This window comes from Bradyrhizobium elkanii USDA 76 (assembly GCF_023278185.1).
GTDB classification, from domain to species: Bacteria; Pseudomonadota; Alphaproteobacteria; order Rhizobiales; family Xanthobacteraceae; genus Bradyrhizobium; species Bradyrhizobium elkanii.
On sequence record NZ_CP066356.1, the window covers coordinates 4,858,584 to 4,883,528 of the forward strand.

28 protein-coding genes are annotated in these 24,945 nt (G+C 62.1%); 10 read left to right on the plus strand and 18 right to left on the minus strand.

All coding sequences use genetic code 11. From position 1 onward, the window contains the following. Positions 1–2: 2 nt before the first annotated feature. From JEY66_RS23695 to JEY66_RS23705, 3 genes are all read right to left on the minus strand, one after another. Complete coding sequence (locus JEY66_RS23695; protein ID WP_018271668.1) at positions 3–2,366, minus strand: ABC transporter permease; 2,364 nt, start codon at positions 2,364–2,366, stop codon at positions 3–5. A gap of 4 nt (positions 2,367–2,370) precedes the next feature. After that, positions 2,371–3,078 carry an ABC transporter ATP-binding protein gene (locus tag JEY66_RS23700; protein ID WP_018271667.1) on the minus strand — a complete coding sequence of 236 codons (708 nt, stop codon included), beginning with the start codon at positions 3,076–3,078 and terminating at the stop codon, positions 2,371–2,373. 117 nt (positions 3,079–3,195) lie between these two features. Next, on the minus strand, positions 3,196–4,380 hold the full coding sequence (locus JEY66_RS23705) for a methionine adenosyltransferase (protein ID WP_018271666.1): 1,185 nt from the start codon (positions 4,378–4,380) through the stop codon (positions 3,196–3,198). A 276-nt stretch (positions 4,381–4,656) separates the two neighbouring features. Here JEY66_RS23705 and JEY66_RS23710 point away from each other — a divergent pair, with 276 nt between their 5' ends. The 4 genes from JEY66_RS23710 (at position 4,657) to JEY66_RS23725 (ending at position 7,586) form a co-directional block, all read left to right on the plus strand. After that, positions 4,657–6,831 (plus strand): heavy metal translocating P-type ATPase, encoded by a 2,175-nt coding sequence (locus JEY66_RS23710; RefSeq protein ID WP_080650427.1) that lies wholly within the window; start codon positions 4,657–4,659, stop codon positions 6,829–6,831. Positions 6,832–6,845: 14 nt separating this feature from the next. Next, a complete protein-coding gene (locus JEY66_RS23715; protein ID WP_141381948.1) occupies positions 6,846–7,088 on the plus strand; it encodes a hypothetical protein in 243 nt (80 codons plus the stop codon). Between the two features lie 69 nt (positions 7,089–7,157). Further along, positions 7,158–7,412, plus strand: a complete 255-nt coding sequence (locus JEY66_RS23720) for a DUF5676 family membrane protein (protein WP_018271663.1) — start codon at positions 7,158–7,160, stop codon at positions 7,410–7,412. A gap of 9 nt (positions 7,413–7,421) precedes the next feature. Next, the gene (locus JEY66_RS23725) at positions 7,422–7,586 is read left to right on the plus strand and encodes a hypothetical protein (RefSeq protein ID WP_157183455.1); all 165 of its coding nucleotides are present in this window, start codon (positions 7,422–7,424) and stop codon (positions 7,584–7,586) included. A gap of 78 nt (positions 7,587–7,664) precedes the next feature. On the opposite strand, the gene JEY66_RS23730 is transcribed toward JEY66_RS23725, so the two are convergent. The 7 genes from JEY66_RS23730 to JEY66_RS23760 form a co-directional block, all read right to left on the minus strand. After that, complete coding sequence (locus tag JEY66_RS23730) at positions 7,665–8,090, minus strand: hypothetical protein (RefSeq protein ID WP_018271662.1); 426 nt, start codon at positions 8,088–8,090, stop codon at positions 7,665–7,667. 52 nt (positions 8,091–8,142) lie between these two features. Further along, complete coding sequence (locus JEY66_RS23735) at positions 8,143–8,817, minus strand: methyltransferase family protein (RefSeq protein WP_018271661.1); 675 nt, start codon at positions 8,815–8,817, stop codon at positions 8,143–8,145. Continuing rightward, positions 8,814–9,071 (minus strand): DUF2933 domain-containing protein, encoded by a 258-nt coding sequence (locus JEY66_RS23740; RefSeq protein ID WP_018271660.1) that lies wholly within the window; start codon positions 9,069–9,071, stop codon positions 8,814–8,816. Before JEY66_RS23740 ends, JEY66_RS23735 begins: the two co-directional genes overlap by 4 nt. An 89-nt stretch (positions 9,072–9,160) precedes the next feature. Then, entirely contained in the window at positions 9,161–9,538 is a 378-nt protein-coding gene (locus JEY66_RS23745; protein ID WP_018271659.1) for a cupredoxin domain-containing protein, read from the minus strand. Beyond that, entirely contained in the window at positions 9,535–12,072 is a 2,538-nt protein-coding gene (locus tag JEY66_RS23750; RefSeq protein WP_080650369.1) for a heavy metal translocating P-type ATPase, read from the minus strand. Before JEY66_RS23750 ends, JEY66_RS23745 begins: the two co-directional genes overlap by 4 nt. Next, positions 12,069–13,268 carry a DUF3141 domain-containing protein gene (locus tag JEY66_RS23755; protein ID WP_370144027.1) on the minus strand — a complete coding sequence of 400 codons (1,200 nt, stop codon included), beginning with the start codon at positions 13,266–13,268 and terminating at the stop codon, positions 12,069–12,071. The genes JEY66_RS23750 and JEY66_RS23755 overlap by 4 nt, the downstream gene beginning before the upstream one ends. Positions 13,269–13,297: 29 nt before the next feature. Further along, the gene (locus tag JEY66_RS23760; protein WP_018271656.1) at positions 13,298–14,011 is read right to left on the minus strand and encodes a Spy/CpxP family protein refolding chaperone; all 714 of its coding nucleotides are present in this window, start codon (positions 14,009–14,011) and stop codon (positions 13,298–13,300) included. A gap of 248 nt (positions 14,012–14,259) precedes the next feature. Between JEY66_RS23760 and JEY66_RS23765 the strand changes: the two genes are divergently transcribed. Continuing rightward, on the plus strand, positions 14,260–14,439 hold the full coding sequence (locus tag JEY66_RS23765) for a hypothetical protein (RefSeq protein ID WP_018271655.1): 180 nt from the start codon (positions 14,260–14,262) through the stop codon (positions 14,437–14,439). A gap of 52 nt (positions 14,440–14,491) precedes the next feature. Continuing rightward, entirely contained in the window at positions 14,492–15,286 is a 795-nt protein-coding gene (gene ppk2, locus JEY66_RS23770) for a polyphosphate kinase 2 (RefSeq protein WP_018271654.1), read from the plus strand. 65 nt (positions 15,287–15,351) lie between these two features. On the opposite strand, the gene JEY66_RS23775 is transcribed toward ppk2, so the two are convergent. The 3 genes from JEY66_RS23775 to JEY66_RS23785 form a co-directional block, all read right to left on the minus strand. Next, entirely contained in the window at positions 15,352–15,561 is a 210-nt protein-coding gene (locus tag JEY66_RS23775; protein WP_018271653.1) for a hypothetical protein, read from the minus strand. 245 nt (positions 15,562–15,806) lie between these two features. After that, a complete protein-coding gene (locus JEY66_RS23780; protein ID WP_018271652.1) occupies positions 15,807–16,028 on the minus strand; it encodes a CopD family protein in 222 nt (73 codons plus the stop codon). A gap of 176 nt (positions 16,029–16,204) precedes the next feature. Further along, positions 16,205–16,513 (minus strand): hypothetical protein, encoded by a 309-nt coding sequence (locus JEY66_RS23785; protein WP_100213607.1) that lies wholly within the window; start codon positions 16,511–16,513, stop codon positions 16,205–16,207. Positions 16,514–17,089: 576 nt separating this feature from the next. On the opposite strand from JEY66_RS23785, the gene JEY66_RS23790 reads away from it, so the two are divergent. Continuing rightward, positions 17,090–17,644, plus strand: coding sequence for an SGNH/GDSL hydrolase family protein (locus JEY66_RS23790; protein WP_018271650.1), 555 nt, complete (start codon positions 17,090–17,092; stop codon positions 17,642–17,644). A gap of 7 nt (positions 17,645–17,651) precedes the next feature. On the opposite strand, the gene JEY66_RS23795 is transcribed toward JEY66_RS23790, so the two are convergent. Beyond that, on the minus strand, positions 17,652–18,572 hold the full coding sequence (locus JEY66_RS23795) for an alpha/beta fold hydrolase (protein ID WP_026192770.1): 921 nt from the start codon (positions 18,570–18,572) through the stop codon (positions 17,652–17,654). 149 nt (positions 18,573–18,721) lie between these two features. Here JEY66_RS23795 and JEY66_RS23800 point away from each other — a divergent pair, with 149 nt between their 5' ends. Continuing rightward, positions 18,722–19,180, plus strand: a complete 459-nt coding sequence (locus JEY66_RS23800; RefSeq protein ID WP_026192769.1) for a winged helix-turn-helix transcriptional regulator — start codon at positions 18,722–18,724, stop codon at positions 19,178–19,180. 84 nt (positions 19,181–19,264) lie between these two features. After that, positions 19,265–19,432, plus strand: coding sequence for a hypothetical protein (locus JEY66_RS23805; RefSeq protein ID WP_016847764.1), 168 nt, complete (start codon positions 19,265–19,267; stop codon positions 19,430–19,432). A gap of 12 nt (positions 19,433–19,444) precedes the next feature. Here JEY66_RS23805 and JEY66_RS23810 read toward each other — a convergent pair whose 3' ends face one another. Then, on the minus strand, positions 19,445–20,263 hold the full coding sequence (locus JEY66_RS23810; RefSeq protein ID WP_018271648.1) for an aminoglycoside phosphotransferase family protein: 819 nt from the start codon (positions 20,261–20,263) through the stop codon (positions 19,445–19,447). 203 nt (positions 20,264–20,466) lie between these two features. Here JEY66_RS23810 and JEY66_RS23815 point away from each other — a divergent pair, with 203 nt between their 5' ends. Next, positions 20,467–20,724: a hypothetical protein gene (locus JEY66_RS23815; protein ID WP_026192768.1), complete on the plus strand. Its 258-nt coding sequence runs from the start codon at positions 20,467–20,469 to the stop codon at positions 20,722–20,724. A gap of 16 nt (positions 20,725–20,740) precedes the next feature. On the opposite strand, the gene JEY66_RS23820 is transcribed toward JEY66_RS23815, so the two are convergent. The 3 genes from JEY66_RS23820 to JEY66_RS23830 form a co-directional block, all read right to left on the minus strand. Beyond that, positions 20,741–22,084 carry a PQQ-dependent sugar dehydrogenase gene (locus JEY66_RS23820; protein ID WP_018271647.1) on the minus strand — a complete coding sequence of 448 codons (1,344 nt, stop codon included), beginning with the start codon at positions 22,082–22,084 and terminating at the stop codon, positions 20,741–20,743. A gap of 79 nt (positions 22,085–22,163) precedes the next feature. Further along, positions 22,164–23,777, minus strand: coding sequence for a DHA2 family efflux MFS transporter permease subunit (locus JEY66_RS23825; RefSeq protein ID WP_018271646.1), 1,614 nt, complete (start codon positions 23,775–23,777; stop codon positions 22,164–22,166). Beyond that, entirely contained in the window at positions 23,774–24,931 is a 1,158-nt protein-coding gene (locus tag JEY66_RS23830; protein WP_018271645.1) for an HlyD family secretion protein, read from the minus strand. Before JEY66_RS23830 ends, JEY66_RS23825 begins: the two co-directional genes overlap by 4 nt. Between the last annotated feature and the right edge of the window lie 14 nt (positions 24,932–24,945).

Here is a 24,945-nt window from a genome sequence, read left to right on the forward strand (position 1 = left end):
GGCTAGTCTCGCGTCTTGAGGACCGCGACGAGGTCCAGTTTGTTGACGCGGTCCCGGATGATGAAGGCCGAGGCGACCGCGGCAAGAATGACGATCGCGCTGGCGGCAACGTAGGTGGAGTGCTCGATGACACCGCGCACGCGCATGATTTCACCGGCCAGATTGGTTTTCATCATCCACCCGAGGCCATAGCCCATGACCCATCCAGACGGCTGGGCGATCAAGGTCAGGATCGCAAGTTCGAGCAGAAGAATCCGCAGCACTTCGCCTCGGGTAAAACCGAGCACCCTGAGGCTCGCGAGTTCACGGGCCCGTTCCGAAAGCGCAATCCGGGCGTTGTTGTAGACAACGCCGAAAGCAATGACTGCCGCCAGCCCGGTGTAGATGCTGGCCATTGTCGTGATGATCAGCGCAACCGCGTCGCGGAAATTCGCCAGCGAAGTGCGCTGGAGCGCCACGCCGCTGACGGTCGGCATCGCCTTGACGGCTGCGTAGAACCCTTCCCTCTTGTTGTCGTCGAGACTGAGGTTGACGCTGCTGACGACCGGAGGATCGCGCATCAGGCGCGTCAGCGCGTCCAGGTCCATCATGCCCCTGATGCCAAAATAGTCCTCCACCAGGGCAAGGACCGGGAGCGTTACCGTTCGCCGCGCGCCTTCCAGCAGATCGACCTCAACCCAATCCCCCGCCTGAACCCCCAGGATTTTTCCCAGCCATCCGGAGATGGCAAGCCCTGTCGACGGAAGCACGACTGGCCGCAGATCAACATCAATGATGCGACGGAGGTCCGCATCAGGCGGACGTCCACTGATCATGATACGGCGCTCAATGTTGCCATGCCGGATCCGGACTGGCACCTCACGAAACGGCTCAGTGGCCAGAACGCCCGGAAGTCGGGCCATCTGTGTGACCACGTTCTCGTTCCGCTTCTCGATGAAGCTCACCGTCGCGTCCTGTCGATCGGCGAGGAAATAGGTCACATCGATCAATTGCTCCATCGTGTCGCGGAGAAAAAGCGAGACCACCAGGATCGCGGTCGCGAGCGACATTCCCAACGCCGTGAAAGCTGAGCGAATTGGATGTCGTGAGATGTTGCGCAGCATCATCAGCGCCGGCTGAGAAACAACTCCTTCAAGAGAGACTGACGCGGGCACGAGTCGGTGAAAGCTCGCGGGTGCGGGCGGCTGCATCGCAACCGCCGGAGGCAAGCGCACCACATCGCGCAGGGCACGGATTGCGCCGACGAAGGCTGCCGCCGCGCTGAGCACGCCGGCAACCACATAGAGATCGGGTGCTCTCGCGAATACCAAGAAGGGAAAATGGAAAAAGTCTCCAAAGAGCGCGGTGACCCGCAACCCCAGCCATGTCCCCACGATGCTTCCGATGGCAATTCCGGTCAGGACGATGAGCGCAACGAATTTGAGGTAGTGCAGCACCACGGCCCCATCGCGATAACCCAAGGCCTTCATGAGCCCGATCTGCTCACGCTCCAGCGCCACGAGCCGACTGAGCGTAAGATTGACCAGAAACGCTGAGACCAGCAGGAAAATCGGTGGCAGCGTGCGGCTCATGTTGTTGAGCATGTCGAGCTCATGGTCGAGCCAGGCATGGGACGTCTGATCCTTGCGGCCATAGGCCGCCTGCCCGCCATAGCCGTCGAGCAACGCGTCGAGCCGCGAGATGACTTCGCGCTCCGATGCGCTGCGTTGCAGCTTCACGGAGACGGAAGAGAACGCTCCGTCGAGATCATACACGCTCGCGAGAGCCTTCTCCGACATCCAGACAATGGCATAGCGGCGGTCATCCGGCATCAGGTCGCCTGGCCCGACGGTGTAGATGAACTCGGGCGACAGCGCGGTGCCGACAATGACGAGTTCGCGTTTCTTGCCATTGAGAATTGCAGAAAATCGGCCGCCCGGTGCGAACCCGTGCGCTTGCGCAAAACTCTCGTTGACGACGACTTCTTCGGCTCGCCCGGGTTCGGGCAGGCGTCCGGCCCGAACGTAAAGCCGGTTGAGCATGGGTTCGCCGACGTCCGGCAGCGAAACGAATTGTCCGGTAGCGGGTTCGGCAAAGCCCGGGATATCAAGCAATGCGAGCCTGGCAATGCGCGCATCGACAGCGGCGACGCCCGGGATTTGCGCAATTTGACCGACCAGTGCCTTAGGCGCGCGCTTCACCACCGCAAAGACGTCCGCGAACGCATAACGTTCGTAATAGGCGATACGCGTATCTTCGAGCGAGCGATGCGAGCCAACCGCCAGCACCAGTGTCGCAACACCGCCGCCGATGACCAGCGCAATCGCCAGCACCTGCGCCCAGAGCCGCCGCACATCCCGAAAGAGTTTGACATCCAGCGCAGACATCGTCTCACCAGCTCAATGTCGCCGCCTCCTGGCGCGTTTCATTCTGCAGGATCCTGGAGATGCGGCCGTCGGCAAAGAACAGCACGCGGTCCGCCACCTCCTGGATGCTCGCATTGTGGGTAATGATCACTGTCGTGGTGCCGAGCTGACGGTTGATGCCGAGCAACGCCTCGATCACCCGGATACCCGTTTTCGAGTCCAGCGCACCCGTCGGCTCGTCGCAGAGCAGCACCGCGGGACGCTTGGCGATCGCGCGCGCGATCGCGACCCGCTGCTGCTCGCCACCGGAGAGCTGGGCGGGAAAGTTGTGCATCCGCGCTTCGAGCCCGACCAGGGAGAGCGCCTCGTCGGGGCGCATCGGGCGGTCGGAAATCTCGGTGACCAGCGCAACATTCTCATACGCGGTGAGACTTGGCACCAAATTGTAGAACTGGAACACGAACCCGACATATCGGCGCCGATAGCTTGTAAGGTCGCGGTCGTTGAGGCGGGTCAGTTCCTGGTCGCGGAAGAATAGCCTGCCGCCGGTCGGATGATCGAGCCCGCCCATGATATTGAGCAGGGTCGTCTTGCCGCTGCCCGAAGGCCCGAGCAGCACCACCACCTCTTTCTCCGCGATCTCGAGGTCTACCTTGTTGAGAGCATGCACCTTCACCTCGCCGGAGACGTAGGTCTTGGTGAGGGCCTCGGCGGTGAAGACAGGTTGGCTCATGGGCTCTCCCTTCGGAGCTAATGTCCGACGCCTACGGCCGTGCCGTATTGATTTACCTCAGAGTGCCTTTGGCCTCGGTCGTACGGTGCGCCGCGGAAAATCGGCAGAGCGTGGGGCTCAGAAGACCCCGATCGTTCCGGCAACCAACTCGTGGATGAGCTCAGGAACTCGGTCAAGCTGGGCGGCGACCACTTCTTCGGTCCGCCCTCGCACCTGCTCCAGCGGGACGCTCTCCCGCGTCGCCAGATGGAGATGAACGAGGGCCGGGTTGTCTACCGGCGCGCCGATCCTGCTGACGAACAGACACCGCGCTTCCTTAACCTCCGGAACCAGGGAGACCAGCTTTTCGGCCGTCCGCGCCGCCAAGACGTTGTAGATCTTGCCGACATGGCTGACGGGGTTCTTGCCTGCAGCGGCCTCCAGGCTCATCGGCCGGCACGGCGTGATCAGTCCGTTGACGCGATTGCCGCGTCCGACCTGGCCATCATCCCCGCCTTCCGCCGACGTGCCGGTCACCGTGAGATAGACGCTTCCGGATTCAATGTCGTCCGCCGCATTGACGATGACCTCGCACTCTGCAAACCCACGGTCGCCAGCCCAATCGCGAACCCGCGCCGCGAGGGCAGCCTTCTGCTCGAGATAGTCGTCGACACCGGCAAGATAGCGTCCGACCATGGCGCAGGCGACCGTGAGCTTGAGCCGCGCACCTTTTCGCACAGCCATGATCTTGATGTCCTCGCCCCAGGCTGGATGGTCGTGCGTGCGGGCGCGGCCGTGCAGTTCCTGGTCAACGGCCAATACAAGCCGTTCGACCGCACTTAACGGAGCGTGCCCGACCCCGAACGAGGTATCGTTGGCGAGCGGAAGGCCTTCCGCACCGCGGCGTGAGAACAGTGCCTGCAGGTCCTGCGACCCCTGCCGAACCAGAGCCTCAATCCGGACATCATGATCCGCATCCAGCGCGTGAACATTTGCCTTCAACCACGACTTGGAGCCTTCGACCGCGATCTGCGCGACAGGTATGGCCTCGTCCGAGATCGCCCGCCCGGCCAGCAATATCCTGATCGGTTCGACCACGCGGCCGCCGCCGAAGGCCGGAACGGCCTTGCCGGCGCATAACAACGCCTTGTCGACGTTGTGGTGCAGCACGCGGCCGAACCCGCTCCGGTACTCTCGACAGAGGTTGCGGGACAACGTCTCGGCAAGGGCATCGCAGATAGTATCCGGATGGCCGAGGCCCTTACGCTCGACGACTTCAACTTCGTCAGCAACGTCCAGCCGCGAAATGACAAGTTCAAACATGGGGGTGGACCACAGCGTTCATTGAACCGCCTCACGGCGATAACTATCCGTCGCACCCGCCTCGCCACCGTGGTGAGTCGTTCCAAATTTCCTTTTGAAAGTTCACGGTAAACGGCGTCGAAATCTTTGATCTATCGCAAATTTACTTGCCGCCGATCGAATAAATTTCTTTTAAGCACCGAAGCTGGCTCTAGAGCGGGCCAAGAAATCAGCGCATGCGCGGCGTGCGCCGCACGGGCGCCATCACCAAAGAGTTCATGATGTGGTGAGGCGATGATGACTGTGCAAAGCTACTCCCACAGACATCCGGCAAGCGTTGCCCCAGCGGCCACGTCCGGACTCGCCAAGGATCCCATCTGCGGGATGATGGTCGACAAGGCCACCGCCCTCACCGCGGAGCGCAGCGGGCGGACGTATTATTTTTGCAGCGCCGCTTGCCAGCGCACCTTCGAGGACCCCGAGCGCGAACTCTCCTCAATGCGCAGGCGCGTGACCATCGCGCTCACAGGCGTTCTGGCACTCGCGATCCTGCGCGCCGGGGCTTTCATTGCGCTCGCCGCCGGGGCGACGCTCCTGACCTGGGCGCCAATTCCGGCACTCCCTTGGTTCACGTGGGGCGTTTGGCTGTTCATCCTTGTGACGCCCGTGCAGTTCATTGGCGGATGGAGCTTCTACGTCGGATCCTGGCAAGCGATCCGAAGTCGCAAGATCAACATGGACTTCCTGATCGCGCTCGGCACTACCGTGGCGTACGCCTACAGCGTGGCCGTTGTATTTGCGCCCAATATCTTGCCGGTAAAGGTGGAGGAGCGCGAGGTCTACTTCGAGGTCTCGGCGGTTATCATCGCCTTCGTGCTCCTCGGCAAGTATATGGAGGAGATCATCAAGAAGAGGTCCTCCGCTGCCGTGCGCAAGCTCATGGACCTGCGCCGTGCCGTCGCCCATGTCGTGCGCGGCGACACCGAAGTCGAGGTGCCGGCGGAATCGATCATGGCTGGCGAGGTTCTTGTCGTGCGCCCCGGCGACCGCATCCCGACTGACGGCGACGTGCTCGAAGGCGCGTCATCGGTCGACGAATCCATGCTCACCGGGGAATCAATGCCGGTCGAGAAGTGTCCCGGCAGCAAGGTCATCGGCGGCACGCTCAATCGCAGCGGCATGCTCCGGTGTTGCGCTACCCGGGTAGGCAAGGACACAGCGCTATCGCAGATCATAAAGCTGGTTGAGGAGGCGCAGGCGAGCACGGCGCAGGTTCAGCGCATTGCCGATCAGGCCACCGCCTATTTCGTCCCCGCCGTCGTAATTGTCGCGTTTATCGCTTTCGCAGGATGGTGGCTGGCCGGCAACTTCCCACAAGCGCTGCTGGCCTTCATTGCGGTGCTCATCATCTCCTGTCCGTGCGCGCTGGGCGTGGCTACGCCGGCAGCTCTCATGGTCGGTGTCGGCAAGGCAGCCGAAGCCGGCATTCTGATCCGGGGCGCCGAAGTGCTGGAAAGGGCCCGCAAACTCAACGTGGTGGTTTTCGACAAGACAGGCACGCTGACCAAAGGCGAACCGAATGTGACGGACATCGTGCCGCTCGACGGTTCTACCGAAACAGAGGTCTTGCGACTGGGGGCCGCCGTCGAAGTCGGCTCCGAGCACCCCCTTGGCGAAGCGATCGTGCGCGCCGCCAAGCATCGCGCAATCTCTCTGCCGCAGGTGGCCGGCTTCGAAGCGGTTGCCGGCCAGGGGATCCGCGGTCAGGTGGACCGCCATCAAGTGCTGCTTGGCAACAGGCACTTCTTTCATGGCCAGTCGATCGATGTTGCGAATGCTGACGCACAGATGCAACTGCTCGAGCAGGAAGGCAAGACGGCCATGATCGTCGGCGTCGACGGCATGCCGATGGGCATCGTTGCCGTCGCTGACACGCTCAAACCGGAAGCCCGCGAGGCAATTGACTCGCTGCAAAGCGAACAGATCGAGATTGTCCTGCTCACCGGGGATAACGAGCGCACGGCGAAGGCGATCGCCCGTCAGCTCGGCATTGATCGCGTCATCGCTGAGGTGCTACCGGGCGACAAGGCCGAGATCATCAAGCGCCTGCAGCGCGAGGGGAAGATGGTAGCCATGGTCGGCGACGGCGTCAACGATGCTCCCGCGCTGGCTACGGCCGACATTGGGATCGCGATCGGCTCGGGCTCGGACGTCGCCAAGGAAACAGGCGGGATCATCCTGATGAAGGATGACGTTCGCGAAGTGGTAATCGCGATTCGTCTGTCGCGCCTTACGCTCCGCAAGATCAAGCAGAACCTGTTCTGGGCTTTTGTCTACAACTCCATCGGCATTCCGATCGCGGCTCTTGGCTTCCTCAATCCAATCGTCGCCGCAGCGGCCATGGCGCTGAGTTCGCTATCGGTGATCGTCAACTCGGCGCTGCTGAAGAGGGCCAAGGTGACGTTGGCGTGAGAGGGAGGTTCAAAATGAGTGGCAGTGCTGCCAAAAGGCCCCCGGGATCAAGGATCGACCTGAAATCGGACCGGCAACCCGCAGCCTACCGTGCGGCTTGGCTGTGCTTGCCGGTCATGCTGGCGCTGAGCGGCGTCGTGCCGCTGGTGTTTGGCTTCTCGTGGCAGACGGCCTTGATCATCGTCCTGCTCCTCGCCTGCCCGGCGGCGATGGCGACCGCGGTCTATTTCGGAATGTTCGCGAAGAACGCCCATTGAAAGTGTGAGACCGTGCGATCGGTCTTCATGGGGCGCTGGGCGCGAGCGCCTTTTCGAGGGAGACAGCTCATGCTCAACACACGGCATCTCATCAAAGTCGGCATGGCATGGATCAGCATCGTCTACGTAGTTTGCTTTGCCGCCGTCGCCGTCTATCCTCAGATCAGAACGCTAGCCATGAAGTACGGCCTGCACGTCGATATCGACCTCGGCACTGCCGTCACAACGCCTTTGACATTCGTGACCGGTCTGGTCTTGTGGAATCTCGCCGCTGCGGCGACCCTCGGGTTGCTTGCATTCCTGTTCAATCGCATCAGGCCTTAGGGAGCGTCGATGCGTGCCTTCATGATATCGATTGCGGCCGCGATCGTGATCGCTGCTGTCGCCATTTTACCTGCTCGCAACGTTGCGGGAGACAGCGGAGCAAGCATTCAGCTCCAGGACAAAGTACGATTCCCTCACATAGAGGCCGGCCATAATCTTGGCGGAACGGATTGATCTTCCGTCAAACAGCATTAACACCACGCCGGGACACGCCGTGAGTCGAGCTAAGGAAAACAGGAGCGCGTCCGGCCGCTAACGGCGATGGTCGTACTTGAATTGCAGAACGGCCGGAGCTGCGCCGCCGCGTTCAACCGTCAGCTTCACCGTGTAGATGTCAAGTCCGGGCAGGTCGACGAAGCCGCCATAGGTCGTCGTGCCGGAAATCTGCATCGGCTCGAGCTTCATCTTGCTGCCGGATAATCCGAGACCAGACACCTGCGCCGTCACGATGGCGTCCGATATCCGCGTGCCACCCGTCGCATCGAAGACGGCAGCTACAAGGTGATATTCGTGTGGTCCCTTGGGAATTCGGCCGTGCATCGGCCGCTCAGTGGTACTGCTCGCGGGAAGGCCCTTGACTATTTCGGCCGGGACGACGCCGAGATAGACGGTGAGGCCACCGACCGTTTTCGATAGCTCGGACTCCGCTGCAACAGCATGGGTGCTGGCTGGGCCCATCACTGAACCGACAAACGCAAACGATGCAAGAAGGGCAACCAAAGCTGGCCTACTAGCCATGGTGATACCCTCCCCTCGATTCCTGACTGAGCAGCCGGCTCAGCTTCGGAATGAACCCGGGCACGTCAGCTGCATATTTGTCGTAAGCGACACCAAATTCGGCCCGTGAATCCTCTTCCTCGCTTCTTGCCAGCCGGACATACATTATGGTCAGCACAGGAAACATCGCCAGCGTCAGAATCGTCGGCCACTGGAGCAGAAAGCCGAACATCACCAAGATGAATCCGACATACTGCGGATGGCGCACATAGCTGTATGGCCCTGTCGTAGCAAGCGAGCGCGTCTGTTGAGCCTCGTAGAGCGCTTTCCAAGCGACTGAGATCAGAATGAACCCACCCCCGATGAAGATAAAGCTCAGGATATGGAACGGTCCCGCGTGCGGATTGGCTTTCCAGCCAAAGATCATCTCCAGGAGGTGACCGGCATCATGCGAGAACCAGTCGATGTCGGGAAATCGAGACTGCAGCCAGCCGGACAGAAAATAGATCGTCAGTGGAAAGCCATACATCTCAGCGAACAGGGCCACCAAGAATGCACTGAAGGCGCCGAAAGAGCGCCAGTCCCTGGCCGTTTGGGGCTTGAAGAAGGTATATGCGAAAAAGATGAAGATCGCGGAATTGACGACCACGAGGCTCCACAAGCCGTAGGCAGGTGCTGCATCGTTCATGACGCCCCTCCCCGGTTGTTCTGTTGGCTTTGGCCGCCGCGATGGCTATGACCTCCATGCATGAACACATGCATAAGCGGACAAGCGAGCAGCGGGAGCCAGACGAGAAGACCGAGCACATGCGCTCTGTGCTCAGTGAAGAGAAGCACGCCGGCGATCGCCAGAAATCCGGCCAGCACCAAACCGGCCTTGGACTTCATGGACATGGCCTGCCGTGCCCCATTGTGATGACCGGACTGATCCTGCACCGACATTTGGCAAGCTCCTAAGTTAGACTAGATTGCCGACCGGCCGGCTTGTTGACGCAAATCAAGAATTGCCCTTTCCCGCGGCACGCTGGCCGCTATTCGACGATAAGCTTGCCCCGAAACATTCCCATCGGACACCCAAAGCCGAACTCCCCGGGGGATTTGGGCAGCAACTCGACCGCGACGGTCTGCCCGGTCGGGAGCACGGTACTTTTTTGAAAGTCGGCGAAAATCACCTTGTCCGAACAGGACGCCGTTTCCTCCCTGCGGAAGTTCAAACGGACTGGTCGCCCGCTTTGAACGACGATGGTGTCGGGCGTGTACCCACCCTTTACCAAGATCATTGCCTCCTGATACCCACTGCTGGTCTCGCTGGCGTGAAAACCGATCGACCGTTTGAGCCAGAAGAACCAGACGATAAACCCGATCAGCGCGAGTCCGGTGACGGTCACCATCCAACGATCAGGGGTCATGATGCAATCCTTCGGGGCTGAAACAGGCGGAGCCGGTTGGCGTTGGTGATGACAGTCAACGAGCTGAACGCCATGGCAGCGGCCGCAATCAATGGCGACAGCAAGAGACCTATGAATGGGTAGAGCACCCCCATTGCGACCGGAATCCCTAGCGAATTGTAGCCGAAGGCTCCCCAGAGGTTTTGGCGAACGTTGCGCATGGTTGCGCGGCTGATCTCGATTGCGGTTACCACTCCCACGAGGCTGCCCTTGATCAGCGTGACGTCGCTCGCCTCGATAGCTACGTCCGTGCCAGTGCCGATCGCGAAGCCAACGTCGGCCTGCGCAAGCGCGGGCGCATCGTTGACGCCATCGCCTACCATTCCGACGGCTTTGCCTTCGAGTTGGAGCTTCTGGACTTCGTGCGCCTTGTCGTTGGGCAGCACCTCGGCGAGCACCCGCTCGACGCCGACCAGGCGAGCAATCGCCCGCCCCGTGCGCTCATTGTCGCCGGTCAGCATGACGACCTCGATTCCGAGCGCCTTCAGCGCATCAATGGCGGCTTTCGAGTCGGGCTTGACCGTGTCCGCGACAGCAACCAGTCCAACAGCCTTGCCATCGATGCCCACATACATCGGCGTCTTGCCCTCTTCGGCGAGCCGCTCCCAGTCTGTTTGCAGTGTGTCGATCGCAATCCCTCGGTCGCGCATCAGCTTGGCGTTGCCGAACAGAACCTCCCGTCCGTCAATCCGGCCGCTGACGCCGTGGCCCGGAATAGCCGCAAATTCTTCGGTCTCCGACAGCTTCAGGCTGCGCGCTTCTGCGCCCTTCACGATTGCCTCGCCGAGCGGGTGTTCGGAGCCCCGTTCCAGCGAAGCCGTGAGGCGCAGAACCTCTGTTTCGGCGTTGCCCTGAGTTACAACGACGTCTGTCAGAGCGGGTTCGCCCTTGGTGATCGTGCCGGTCTTGTCCAGAATGATAGCGTTGAGCTTCTCTGATGCCTGCAAGGCATCACCGGAGCGGATCAGGATTCCGTTTTCCGCCCCCTTGCCGATGCCGACCGTGAGAGACGTCGGCGTCGCCAAGCCGAGCGCGCATGGGCAGGCGATGATCAGGGTGGTCACGAACACGATGGTCGCATAAACCAAACGCGGCTCCGGACCGAAATTGTACCAGGCGATGAACGCCAGAATTGCGAGGATCATGACTGCCGGCACAAAGTAGGCGGAGACCGTGTCGACCACGCGCTGGATCGGGGCTTTCGAGCCCTGCGCATCCTTGACCATGCGAATGATGGTTGCGAGCGCGGTGTCCTTGCCCACCTTAGTCGCTTTGAATTTGAAACTGCCAGTCTTGTTCAGTGTACCGCCGATCACTTCGTCGCCGACCTGCTTCTCGACCGGAATCGATTCGCCAGTGATCATGGATTCGTCGACCGCGCTCGTTCCGCCTGTCACCTCGCCGTCGACGGCGATCTTTTCACCCGGCCGGACTACCACGACATCATCGACCAGCACCTCTTCCACCGGAATGTCCCTCTCCCCGCCATCGCGAACGACCCGCGCCGTCTTGGCCTTCAAACCGATCAGCTTCTTTATCGCCTGAGAGGTCCGGCCCTTTGCCTTGATCTCAAGCGCAAGGCCGAGGACGACCAACGCGATGACAACGTCCGTCACGTCCCAGAACACTTCGGCCAGCGCCATGCGCGGGAAGAATTGCGGCCACGCCACGGTGACGACCGAATAGGCAAAGGCGGCGCTGATACCGATCGCGATCAGCGTATGCATATTTGCGGCGCGGTGCTTGAGGGCGTCCCACATGCCCGTGAAGAATTGCGAACCCGCCCAGACCATCACCGGTAGGCTAATTACCCCCAGAAGACCCCAGACGATCCGACGCGTGGTACTCCCCATCGGCATCCAGTCGCGCAATCCCGTAACCAGATCCGGATAGCTCAACGCCATCACCGGCACCGAAATTGCGGCTGCGAACCAGAACTTCCGCATCAATTTGCGATATTCTTGATCATTGGCCGCTTCGGCAGGATCAAGGATTTCCGCGCCCGGTTCGATCTTCGGCTCTGCTACGTGATATCCGCTCGATTCGATTGCCTTGCGAATCTTCGGGATGTCCACCTTCTCGGGCTCATACTCGATATCTGCCGCGCTGGGTAAGAGCCCCGCGTGCGCCGACACAACGCCCGGCACCTTTTGCAGCGCAAGCTCGATATGTGTGAGGCAGGAGCCGCAGTGCATGTTCTCGATCGGCACACGCATTGTGGCGGTACCGACCGCATAGCCGAAGGAACGGACGGCGTGCAGGATGTCGGCGACCTCAGTCCGCGCAGAGCCGTAGTCAATTCTCGCCATCTTGGTGCTCGGATTGATGCTGACCGAGATAACCCCGGGGATCGCGGCAATAGCTTTCTCGATCGCCGGCGGACAATGGGCGCATTCCATGCCCCCGATCCGTAGCTCTATGTGGCTCCTCTGGACCATCTGCTGCGTCGCGGCCCCCGGGCGCCGCGCAGGAAGCTCCTTTACATTTGCGCTCATCTCATACTCCCGCATGCGGGTTCAGAAATCGTTGGAGATGGCGGACTAACGGGTGCAGGCTCGGCGGCCGCGCCTCGTCCGTACAGCGCTTCGAACCAGAATTCGTAGCCTTGATCGCGCAGCTCACGAGCCCGTGGGATGAGATCGCGCACAGCGTCGAATGCTTCGATCTCGCCATTCTTGAGCGGATTGACGTCAGCGACTGCATGACGATCCCGCGCGATCGACGCCGCAATGGGAGCCCATGCCCGCAGCCAGGGATTGGGACGGCTCTCCGGAAATTTCAGATCTTCGCCCCGTCGCTCCTCGAAGCGGACCGAATAGGCGTCATGTCCGCAATCCGGATCGCCGGTCGGGTTGTCGATCTTCATTTCATAGAAGCCCGGCGGAAGGGCTTCGATCTTCCTCAGGTTGTCAAGGATTACGCGATGCTCAAGGCCCGCGACGCTCGCGGACACGAAGATGCCGAGATGTCCGATATGGGGATTGATGAGATAGACGATGCGCCGGCCCGCCCGCTTCAGATCGTCGGTGCCGCCGTAGACGGTCGGGATCCACCCGAGCGCCTGATGGGGCGGCGTGATGTTGTCGCCGTAGGAAGCGAAGATGATGAGCGGATTGCGGATCCGGCGCAGATCAACGACGCAGTTGGGACAAATCCTGAGCTTGCCCTGCTCCAAGGTGTTGCCGATGAACAGGTTCTCGACAATCGCCAGTATCTCCTCACGGCTCAGGAAATAGAAGCCGTTCCACCAGCGCTCGAACTTGAGAAACCGCTCTCGCTCCTCGTCCAGGTGAGTAAACAGGTTGGCGTATTTTTCCCACACCTCTTTCGGCTTCAGGTTCTCGAAATTCTGCACCAGCCAGGCGCCATCGAACCGGCCGTCGCCGAGGATGAGTACGTAGTTGAAATCGAGCAGCGGCGGCTTCCCTGCCCGCTCGTGCGCGATCATGTTGTCGGCGCGCTGCCGAAGCGTGTCCCAGAACAGGATAGTTCGCTCCCAGACGTCGCGTTGATAGGCCAGGATGTCATCCGGAACCAGCGAGCTGGATGACCAGTTCCCGGGCCACACGCCGATTGCGACCGTCGGAGCAGCACCGGCGCCCAGTTCGCTGGCCCCTGCCAGCGGCTTGACCACAGGACCAAGCTGCGACCCACGTTCGCGGATGGGCTCAGGGAGAAAGGCGTGGCTCACGGCAGCCTCCATCACGGGAAGCCGGAGCCCTACCGCCCCTGCCCTTGTGTCGTCATTCCCGGCTGCATCTGATCGGCGCCCATCTGCCCGGGCTGCATGCCGGCCATCATGCCCATACCCATGTGCGGCGCGAGGAGCTCATCGGCCGTCTTCTTCTGGTCATCGGACAGAGTGCCGACCAGGTTTGTCAGGGCGGATTTGATGGCGCGGGTTCCTTCGAGGCGCGCGGCCAGCCATTTCTCCTGCACGGTGAGGCGATCAGTCAGGTGCTGCGTTGCGCCGCCCTGCATCATCGACGACCGCACCTCGCCGAGGCTCTTTGCGTTGGCCCGCAGCGCATCGGCGAAGGCATTCCACGCAGGCGACTGAGCATCGGTGATCTTGAGTTCGGTACGCAGGAAAGCGATCCGACCTTCGATCCGGTCGATGGTCGCCATGCCGGTCATACCGGCGCAGCCGGTTTCAGCGCCCGACTGCCCCATCATCCCCATCATCTGCATCATGTTCGCCATGGGCATGTCGCCGCCCATCATCATGCCCCTGCCGCCCATCATGCCTTGCGGCCCACCCATCATGCCCTGACCCATCATCCCGGGCTGGCCGGCGGGCGGCGCGGGCTGTGTGGCGGCCGGCGGCTCCTTTTGGTCGGGATGGTGAGCTTCGTGATCGGCGGGCGATTGCGCCCAAGACGAAGAGCTCACCGTTGCAAGCAGTAATGCAGCAGCCAGTGTCAGAGGTTTCATGGTCTTCCTTCCACTGATCAATTGAGCGGTTGTTATGACTGCCGATTTTCGCCGCCTATCGATTGATGCAAGTCAACCCTGGAAGCGAAACCCCGGGGCAGATTTCTATCGTCCTCGACGCGTTCAGGATGTGGAATTTCTTCACAGCGACAAGGGCCGCGGTCAGGGTAGTGCATGCTCCAAATCGGGTCGACGCAAGGTCGCGACCCGACATCTCGTCGCTCACATGTCACGATGGAGAAGCAAACATGACAACACGCAAGATCATTGCCGCTGCGACCGCCATGTCGCTCATCGCGTTGCCCGCGATTGCGCAGACCAGCTCCGACACCGAAAAGAACGGCCATCATTATCAGGGCGGACCGAAGACCGTGGTCCCTCACCATACGTGCAAGAAGGAGACGGTTGGCGTCTCGACCAAGGACTGACACGACGTCCTGCGCAAGCTATCCTCCAAGCTGCGCCATCAGCTGTCAGCAAATGCCGAAATCATCCAAAACGCGAACCGCACATCACGCAAGCGGCAAGACCTATCGCGCCGCGCTGCACGGCCTGCAGGTCGAACTCGTCAAGGTTCAGCGACACATCATCAAGCACGGCCACAGGGTCCTGGTCATTTTCGAGGGGCGGGACGCTGCCGGCAAGGACGGCACGATCAAACGCATCGTCCAGCATCTGAGTCCACGCGAGACCCGCGTCGTGGCACTCGGAAAGCCATCCGACCATGATCGTGCGTCGTGGTACTTCCAGAGATACGTACCTTATCTTCCTTCCGCGCAGGAAATGATCCTGTTCAACCGAAGCTGGTACAGCCGCGCCGGGGTCGAGCATGTGATGGGATTCTGCACCGACCAGGAGTACGAGGACTTCCTCGGTGCGGTGCTGCCCTTCGAGCATATGCTGATCGGCTCCGGAATTCAGATCATGAAATATTATCTGGACATCAGCAAAGACGAGCAAAAGACGCGACTGCGAGATCGCAAGACCGATCCGCTGAAGCAATGGAAGACGAGCCCGATCGATGCTGTCGCGCTGAAGCACTGGAAGGACTACACCGTCGCGCGTGATCGGATGCTGGCGGCGACGTCAAGCCGGGAATCGCCATGGATCGTGGTCCGCGCCGACGACAAACGGGCTGCGCGGCTCAACGTCATCCGCGACCTAGTCTCCCGCCTGGCGTGCCCCGAAACCGACAAGCATCTCGCATCGCCTGACCAGAGCATTGTATTCCCTCACGATGCGGCGCATGCCGGCCGCCAGCAACTCGCGCGATAGACCACGCCCGAAATGCAAGGTATTCTCCCATCAAACCGGCGCCTCAGAGTTGCGTATCCGCGGGCCTACTCTGCTCTTCCGCCTGGCCATTCTGTGAATGCAAGAATCCAAAGCGCAATCAGATTGACCAGCGGGATGAACATCACGATCGACCATAGCGGTGAGAAGCCAATGCGGCTGAGAATACGGCCCACCGGGTAAATAACCACCGCGATCATCACGATGAACCACAGCCAATGGCCAGGACCGTAGCCATACATCCAATATTCCATCATCGGCGTCTCCTGACTGGATTTACTGGAATCATCCTGCCCCGGCACCGCGCGCGGCCGTTGATCTAAATCAGTCGCTTCTCGCGGTGGATTTCTATCGTCTCCAACGCAAGCACAATGTGGAATTCTTAGCGAAGACGTTCAGTCTTGGCCTCTCCGTTGCGTCAAATCAATGTATCGTGGGAGCAAAAAGAGAGCGCCGGACGGCTGTGGGTCGATCGGACCGGCTCTAGATATGCTGGGATGGCTCACGAGCCTTGAACCGCCGGGGACAATGTCCCCAGCAGACTGACAATTCCCACGACGAGAAGGCCGAGGATTCGCTCGGCGGCAATGTGACGGCAAAGCCTCCCGAGCACGAACTCGGACTGGCCGATGGCTGGCGCTTTCGCCAAGGCCGGAACGAGCCAGAATCGGTTGGACGCCGCAAGACAAAGCATCAAGCCGAACAGGCCGAGCTTCAGCAGCATCGCTGCCCAATAGATCCGGCCCGCGGGGCGAGAACGCACAGCCGTATTGATAGCGGCGTCGATGCGGCCGTTAATCCCACTATTGTTATGACGCTGGGCATTGCGGACCAGCTGAAATTACGCCGCCGGGACAAACCATTTCGAGCCCAGCGGCGTAATTTTCGCGTACTGCTCACTCAAAGTTCAATCTCGATCGCCATGTTCGCGCGCACGAGGGTGGTCAGGCCCGCTTTCAATCTTTTCGCTTGCCAGGTGTGGAAGGCTGGATCGGCGTTTAGTTTGTCAACCGCCGCGCCGTAAGCCGAAAACGTCTCGAAATTCACTGAGAAAACGAAATTGCCGGCTTCACCGACGGCGACAGACCAGAACCTTGGTTTGCCACCGTGCTTGCGCCAAAGCCCGGCGCTCTCCTTTGCCAATTCGAGTATTCCTGCGAGGTCGCCGCCTGGATTCGGCTTGACCACATACTGCACGACTACTGCCATGCTACCCTCCTATTGAAATGACAGGGGGCGCGCATGTGACGCTGTTTTCGATGGATGGGGCTTGATCTAGGTCAAGGAATCCAGCGATGCGGCATGCGTACTGAGCCGTCCCGCGCGAACCGCGATGGCATCATCTCTGCACGTTTGACGGTGCTGGGGATTTCAGTGTCCCAGTCCAGGAAGAAAACGCCGCCGGGCGTGTATTTGTGAGACCGGCGGCGTCTTTTCCTGGGACAGTGGCACCCTCGATCAGGCCGGCGTCACGGCGTCGATACCGAGCGATTCAGCACCGCGCACTCGGCCGGGCTCAGAGCTGAGACTGAAGCGGCTGCGCGACAGCCAATCACCAGATGGCCGCGACGATGGTAACGGGTTGCGCGCCGCCGTATCCGGTAACCTCCCGCAGGACGTGATCCGCATAAAGTGATCGCTCCGGCGTTGTGCGGTTGTTTCTGAATATTGCTCGGGCTGGAGCCGCGATGGTAGCTCTGACGGGCAATGCGTCGCGCACTACCTTGGGTTTTGGCCGTTACTTTTCTGATTGGTTTTGTCGCTTCCTTTGCGGAGCTGCAGAGGATGCGCAACCGCTTCGGTGAAGTATCTCAGCACGCCTTTCACGATCATGCCGCGGTGCGCGAATTCATGATACGAGCCGCGCTCACCGACGCACCGGCGCCGATCGTCGTGCTGGGCGATAGCATCACCGAAATGGCTCCGCTGCCCCGGCTGCTCTGCGGACGTCCGGTCATCAATGCCGGCGTTGGCGGTCAGACCATCCCGGAGGCAAAGCAGCTCGCCGGGCGCATGCTGCAGGACCAGGGCGCATTCTTGCTCGTCCTCGCGGTGGGCGCGAACGACGCCGGATCGCCAACGGCGCAACGCGACTTCACGGACCTCATCGAGACCGTCAAGCCGCTGTCGACGCGGCCATTGGTGGTCATCGCCGTCGCAGCTGACGAACGGACCAACCGCGCGATCGAAGCCGCCGCAGTTGCGCGTGGTGTTCGGTTCATCGACCCGCATCTGCCGCCCGGCGCGAAGATGGGCGACGGCATTCACTTCACCGCGGCCGCCTACAAGGCCTGGGTGCCGGCACTTGAGGCGGCGATCTCGGCGGAATGCACGATGTGACGTGCAGTCACGTCTGCCGGATGAACTCCGTAATCAGGCTGGCGATTTCCTCAGGCGCATCCTCGAAACAGTAATGCCCGACACCGGCGAGGCGCCTGACCGGTGCCGTCGGGAAGATTGCGGAGAACAGCGGCAGGAAGTGCTCTGCGCGCAGCGTACGGTCCGCTTCGCCCCAGATCGCGAGCGCAGGTTTGCTGCGAATCAGACGGTCGGCGGCGGGATCGGGCGTCTGGAATTGATGCGCGCCGGTCGCAAAGCCCTTGGCCCAACCGATCGCGCCGAGGCAGTCCGCCGGACGGGCGAAGTGCGCGCCGTAGGCGGCGAGCCAGGCGTCCGTGATGACGGCGTTGTTCTCGAATCCGTTGAGCTTCAGCGTGCTCAGGATGTTGAAGCCGAGCTGTCCGAGAACCGGCTCGAGGTCGCCGCTCGCCTCGGCCTTTGCGATCCATTGAAACCACGGTGAGACCCGGGCGTTGGCGGCGACGCGATCGAACAGATCGCTCTGCCCGAACGGCGTTGGCCCATTGGCGGAGACGATGCGGCGAATCCGGTCCGGATGCCGAGCCGCCAACCCCATGCCGACCGGGCCGCCGAAATCATGCATGACCAGCGTGATGTTGGTGAGATCGAGCGCGCGGACCAGCGCTTCGAGATTGTCGACATGGTCCTGCAGCCAATAGCTGCGATGCGCCGGCGTCGCGCTCTTGCCAAAACCCATGTGATCCGGAACGACCACCCGGTGCGTCGCACTGAGGCCCGGCACCAGGTGGCGGAACAGATAGCCCCAGCTTGGTTCGCCGTGCAGGCAAAGCACCACCTCGCCGTCCCGCGAACCTTCGTCGACATAATGCATCTGAAAGCCCGGCGCCGCGCTGAAATGCGGCGAGAACGGAAAAGTGCCGGGGAACGTGGCATCAGCTTGGATCACGGCTTTGACCTTGCATGGTTTCAATTTAAAACCAGTTCCTAACGCTTGAGGTTTTACTTTGCAACCAATATATCGAACGAATGATCCGGGCGGTTTTCCGGCCGCGCCACTGAGCGCCGATCACCCCAGGGAATGTATTGAGGATCACGATGGCCAAGCGAGTGAGCCACAGGGACTCGATGTGCGGTGTCGCCCGGCCGCTGGATGCGATCGGCGACTGGTGGTCGCTGCTGATTGTCCGCGATGCGTTCGACGGGCTGCGCCGCTTCGGCGAGTTTCAGAAGAGCCTCGGGCTTGCCAAGAACATCCTCTCGGCCCGGCTCCGCAATCTTCTGGCGCACGGCATCATGGAGACGGTGCCCGCAAGCGACGGCAGCCCCTACCAGGAATATGTGCTGACCGAAAAGGGACGTGGGCTCTTCCCGCTCCTCGTTGCGCTCCGCCAGTGGGGTGAGGATTTCTTCTTTGAGCCCGACGAGGCGCATGTGCTGCTGGTCGACCGCAAGAACGGGCTGCCGGTGCGACGGCTCGAGCTGCGCGCGCAGGACGGACGCATCGTTGGCGCGGAAGACACGATGGTGCGACTGCCGCCGGCTTCACCTGAGTGAAAAGCGCGCGTGTCACGCACGCCATCAACAGCAACCGGATGTTAACGCTCCGTGCCGCAGCATCCGCGCGTGGAGGTTCGACCAATGCAGACATTCCGGATTTCGCTGAGCGATGGGACGCGGCAATTCCACACGGCGATTCAGGCGCCGGACCCCGCTTCCGCGCGCATCAAGGCCGCCTACTTCTTCGATATCTCGAAGTGGCGGATTCTGAGCGTGTCGCTGAGCGGAGCCAGCGCCGCGGCGGCGTAATCGCTGCGCGCTCTACGCCATCCCATCGAGCTCGGCGGCCGCTAGTCGTGCGATCGTAAGGTCGATTTCGGCGAGTGGATCGCCGTCCCCCAGAAACCAGGCCGCTGACAAGCCGGTCCAGGCCACAATCCATGACAGCAGGCGCCGGCGATCCAGCCGCGCGGCTTCAATGACAATGTCGAGCCGCCGGGCAAAGCGTCCGGGTTCGGTTGCGACCGGCCGTGTCGGATCCGCAAGATCCGGATTGGTGAAGATGTTGGCGAAGTCGAAGCCGCGCTCGCCGACGAGGTGCTTCGGATCGATCGCGAGCCAGCTACGCGCGCCGAAGTCGAGCACATTGTCGTGGTGCAGGTCGCCATGCAGGACCACGATCTCACGCTGATTGCCCAGCAGAGCTTCGGCAACTTGCGCCGACCGGTTCAGGACGCCGCCATGCGCCCTCGCCGCGGGCCACAACTCACGAAACCAGTGCGTCAGCGGCGTCAGATCCGGCCGCGGCTTCGCTCTGTCGGCGTGAAGCCGATCGGCCGTTGCACAGAGAATCCTGCAGGCCTCGTCGTCCCGGCCGGTTCGCGCCATCTCGCCGAGCGAAGCCGAACCCATCGCCCTTTCGAGCAGAAGGGCGTTGCCGTCACGGGCAAGAACCCGCGCCGCACCTTCGCCGTCCCACCACTCCATCACGACGGCACCGAGGCGTTCGTCCGGCTCGTGCGAGAGCTTGAGCATGGCCGGCTCCCCGTGCCGGCGCACCGGCAGCAACCGTGCGGCGTGCGTCACGATCGGGTCGCCGTCGGCGACAAGACTCCAAGCCGAGAGATAGGGAGCGAACATTTGGGCGTGGACTGACCGAGGACCAAGAAGCGAGCCTCGTGGTTCTAATCATTGCTTCCGCGCGCCGCCACGCCGGTTCCCTGCGGCGCATCGTGGCAGGGCCACGCGAACCGGTTCCCCGCTGCCCTGCCCATGTTGGCTGATGACATCCCCCACCCATCTCGCGCTACAATGTCGCAGCCGGTGCTACGGAGGGTGTGGCGATGCCGCGAAAGGGAATTACCGGACACGACGAATGGGTGGTCACGGAGGCCCTGGCCACAGCGCTGGTGGCGCTCGAACAGTTGCCGTCAAAGCATCAGCCGCGCGCGCATATGGAGGATGTCCGAAAGATCCTCACCGCCAGATGTGAGGCCGGCGCCGTCACGCTGCATCTTGCGCAGGCCAAGTGCCGGCTGTTTCCCGACACCGATCCCCTGACCATCTACGAGCAATATGGCCTCAAGGACGGGCTCGGCTAGCGCGCCGCTTGCAGCGTTAGTCGCGGCTGACGCGCCAGATCGTGCCGTTGCCGTCTTCGGAGACCAGCAGCGCGCCGTCGCGCGCGACCGTCACGCCGACCGGACGGCCCCAGACCTCATTGTCGCCGATGACGAAGCCGGTGACGAAATCCTCGTACTCGCCGGTTGGCACGCCGTCCTTCAGCCTGATGCGGATGACCTTGTAGCCGGTGCGCTTCGACCGATTCCACGAGCCGTGTTCGGCGGCAAAAGCATCGCCACGATATTCCGGCGGAAAACTGCTGCCGGTGTAGAAGGTCAGGCCAAGCGACGCCGAGTGGGCCTGCAACAGCACGTCAGGGACTGTCACCCTGTCCTTCAGGTCGGGCCGCGCGCCGGCATGCGCGGGGTCTTCGTTGCTTCCGATGTAATACCAGGGCCAGCCATAGAACGCGCCTTCGCGGACCCGTGTCACATAGTCGGGCACAAGATTGTCGCCGCGACCATCGCGCTCGTTGGTCGAACACCACGGCGTACCGCTTCCGGGCTGGACCGCAAGTCCGACACAGTTGCGGATCCCCGTGGCAAACAGCTTCTGGTTCTTGCCATCAGGATCGAAGGCGAGCACGGCGGCGCGGTCGGTCTCGTCGCCCCAGGCAGCGCCGAGCGCATGGTCGCGGCTCCAGGCCTCGATCCCTTTCGGCGGGCGGCCCAGCCCCTCGCCTGCGTTGCCGGCGGAGCCGACCGATACCAGCATCCGCTTGTCGTCCGGCGTGAACACGATATCACGCGTGGAATGGGCGTAGCCCGGCGGCAGCCGGGCGACGATCGTCTCGGGCTTTCCCGACGCCTTGAGATCGCCGTTACGATAGGCAAAGCGCACGACGCTGTCGGTGTTGGCGACATAGAGCCATTGCGGATTGTCACCGCTCGGGAAGAACGCGATGCCGAACGGCTGGTTCAATCCGGTTGCGTAGACTTCGTTGGTCGCAGGCCTGGTGGCGCCATCGGGGCTGCGTAGGATACGAATGCGGCTAGAGCCGGTTTCCACCACGAAGATATCGCCATTGGGCGCGGTCCGGATGATCCGCGGACCGCTGAGCCCGCTCGCAAACAGTTCGATCTTGAACCCTGCCGGCACCTGCGGCGCGGCCGATGCGGGTCTCGGCATGACGCGCGGAAACTTGCTGCTCGACGCCGTTGCCCCGGGCTTGGGTAAGTCCTGCGGCGTGATCAGGCGCACCGTGCCCGGCTTGTCGCGTTGCCAGTCGCCGAAGGCTTCCGCGCCTTTCAGCACGGGCTCGGCGCCCGACCGCGTGATGCTGACCGCCGCGAGGAAGACGGCCGACAGACCAGCACCGGCAAGACTCGTCCTGGGCATAAGCTCCTCGCGCGATTTCCTTCGGCCACGCCGTTCATAGCGCCGTTCGGCCGCTCCCGCGTTCACAATTTCGTCTGCTTTAATGTCCCTTGGGCGGCGCCGTCAGATCGACCGGTTTGATGATTAGCGCCAGCGGGATCATCACGAGGCCGATGATCGAGAGCATCCAGAACACGTCGATATAGGCGAGCAGGTCGACCTGCCGCTGCAGGATCTGGCCGACCCAGGCGACCGCCTGGGACGCGGCGTCCGACGCGTTCGACCCCTGTGCCTGAAAGAATCGCGTCATCGTGTCGATGGTCTGCCGATACCCGAGATCCGACGGCGCGGCATGCTCGATCAGCCGGCTCTGGTGGAATTGCTGGCGTTGCGCCAGCGCGGTCTGGGCGAGTGCGACGCCCATCGACCCGCCGATATTGCGCGCGACGTTGATCAGCGCCGAGGCCTGGTTGGTCTTGTCCGGCGGCACGCCGTCATATGAGGCCGTCGTGACGGGCAGAAACAGGAACGGAAGCCCGGCGGAGAGGAAGATGCGTGCGAGCGCGGCATAGCCATAGGTGATGTCGCCGTTCAATCCCGTCAGGTGCCACATCGAGAATGCGACGATGCAGCCGCCGATCGCGATCAGATATTTCGGCTGGACGCGACTGACGAGATGGCCCACCACCGGCATCAAGATCAGCGTGACGATGCCGCCGGGCGAAAGTGCGAGCCCTGCCAGCAGTGCAGTATAGTTCAACTCGGTCTGCAACAGCTGCGGCAGGAGCTGCGTCGACGAGATCAGGACCGCGCCGGTGCACAGCATCACCAGGAAGCACGATCCGAACTGGCGGCGTCCCAGCAGGCGGAGATCGACGATCGGCTCCTTGCGCGTCAGCTCCCAGGGGATCAGCGCGATCAGACAAAACGCCGAGGCCAGCGCGAAGCCAACGATCATATTGGACCCGAACCAGTCCTTGCGCTGGCCTTCGTCGAGCACGAATTCGAGCGAACCGAGCCCGATCGCGACCAGCACGAAGCCGATGTAGTCGACGCGCAAGCCGTCCTTGAGGAGTTGCTTGCGCTCCTGCTCGGCGCCGGACGGCTCCTTGACCAGCGTCCCGACCAGGAACAGCGAGAGCAAGCCCATCGGCACGTTGATCAGAAAGATCCAGTGCCAGCTATAGGTATCGGTGATCCAGCCACCGAGCGTCGGCCCGACCACGGGAGCGACCACCACCGCGACGCCGTAGATCGCGAACGCCTGGCCACGCTTGGCCGGCGGAAAGGAGTCGGCGAGGATCGCCTGCTCGCTCGTCGCCATCCCGCCGCCGCCAAGGCCCTGGATGATCCGGAACAGAACCAGCGCCTCCAGGCTCCAGGCAAGTCCGCACAGCAGGGACGCAAATGCGAAGGTGCCGACGCAGATCATGTAGAAGCGCTTGCGGCCGATCACGGTCGAGAGCCAGCCCGAGATCGACAGCACGATCGCGTTGGCGACCAGATAACTGGTGATGACATAGGTGCTCTCGTCGATGCCGACCGCCAGGCCGCCCGCGATATGGCGCAAGGCCACATTGGCGATCGTGGTGTCCAGCACCTCCATGAACGTCGCGATCGAGACGACGAAGGCAATCAGATAGGGATTATGTCCGCCGGCAGCCGAACGCTCCGGCGACCAGGCCGCGCCGCCGCCTGCCGCAACGTCGCTCATCGCACCCTGGTCCAGGGCACGACCGACATGCCCGGCCCGATCGGAACGTCATTCGGCCAATCGTCGATCACGATCTTCACGGGAACGCGCTGCACGACCTTGACGAAATTGCCGGTCGCGTTCTCCGCCGGCAGCAGGCTGAATGCCGTGCCCGAGCCCGGCTGAACCGACGCCACGCGGCCGGTGAGCTTGCGCCCCGGATACGCATCGATCCTGATCTCGACCGGCTGGCCCGGGCGCATGTCCGTCAGCTGCGTTTCCTTGTAGTTGGCGGTGATCCAGACCTCGTCAGGAACGAACATCATGACGCTCTGGGCCGGCGCCACATAGGTGCCGACGGCGCCGCTCAGCTTGACGACGCGCCCGGACTGCGCCGCAACGATGCTTGTATATTGCAGGTTCAATTTGGCCTGATCGAGCTGTGCCTGCGCCTGCTCCAGCGATGCCTTGCTGCTCTTGAGTTGAGCCTCGAGCGTCTTGACGCCGAGCTCGGCGGCAGTCACCGCCGTCCTGGCGCGGCTGGCATTGGCCTGCTGGGCGTCGAGATCCGAGCGCGTCTGCTGCTGCCGCTGCACCGTGCCCGCGCCCTTCTCGACGAGGTTCTGGGCGCGCTCCGCCTCCTCCCGCGCGAACTTCAATTGCGCCTCGGCCTGCTGCTGCTGCGCCTTGGCTTCCTTGATCTGCTCGTGCTGGCTGTCGATCTGGGCCTCGACATTGGCGATATTGGCCTCTGCGACCGCGACCTGCGCGCTGGCCTGATCGACGGCGATCTTGTAGTCGCGCTCATCGATCCTCGCGAGGAGGTCGCCGGCATTGACGTGCTGGTTGTCGGTGACGGGGACCTCGACGACGTAGCCGCCGACCTTTGCCGCCACCGCAAAGCTGCGCGCGGCCACGAACGCGTCATCGGTCGATTCATAGTGACGCACATTGAGCCAATAGCTCACACCACCGACGATCGCGAGCAGGAGCAGACAGGCGCTGACTGTGGCAAGCAGCCAGTGCTCGCGCAGCCGATCACGCATCGATGGCTTGCGCCCGGTGTCCTGCTGCGGAGAGGATTCGCGGTCGGGTCGCGTTTCTTGCTCGGGATTGTGCTCAGGCTGCCGCGGCTTCTCCGCGGACGGCCCGCGCTCACGGGTTTGGGCATCCACGGCAGCACCTCAAG